We start from the raw sequence: 700 nt of genomic DNA on the forward strand, positions 1-700 counted from the left end.
GGTCACGCGGGCGGCGAGCGGCGAGGCCGCGCTCGGCGCGCTGGCCAATGCGCGGCAGGTCGATGTCGTCTTCTCCGACATCATGATGCCCGGCGGCATGAACGGCATCGAACTGGCGCGCGAGATGCGGCGGCGCCGGCCGGATCTGCCGATCCTGCTGACCTCCGGCTATGCCGCCGGCATGCAGGCGCAGGCGGATGTCGAGGGCATCGAGATCCTGCCCAAGCCGTACAGGCTGAAGGACTTCGCCCAGGCGCTGGAACGTCTACGGGTGTCCTGAGCTGATTCCGGGCTGGTAGATTGTTGGCAAATTTCTGCTGCTACATCCCGACCTGCGGATGGCTTCAAGGTTTGCCGTCCAGAATTGTTGACAATATTGGTGGCGACTGACAGCCTTCGCGCATGATGGACGGCAGCCTCACGCAAGGCCACCGCCGCAGGAGGACGTCGACATGCCATTCTCKGTCGTGAGCCGGCGCGCGGCCGCTGCCCTCGCATCCGCCGCCCTTCTGCCTCGGGCCGCCCGCTCGCAGGGCCAGGATTTTCCGAATCGCCCGGTGCGCCTCATCGTCCCGTCGCCTGCAGGAGGCCCGACCGATGCCATCGCGCGCCTGGCGGCGCCGGGCCTGTCGGAGGGATGGGGCTACCCGGCCGTGATCGACAACCGCGTCGGCGGCACCGGCGTGGTGGGCTGCCAGGC

At 68.5% G+C, this 700-nt stretch carries 1 protein-coding gene; it reads left to right on the plus strand.

Annotated elements, in window-relative coordinates:
• Window positions 1-280 (plus strand): response regulator (locus tag AC1DWF_RS34695; protein ID WP_476843013.1); only part of this gene is annotated, 280 nt, incomplete at its 5' end.
• Window positions 281-700 lie beyond the last annotated feature (420 nt).

It is taken from the genome of Aminobacter sp. P4_D5 (assembly GCF_056401815.1).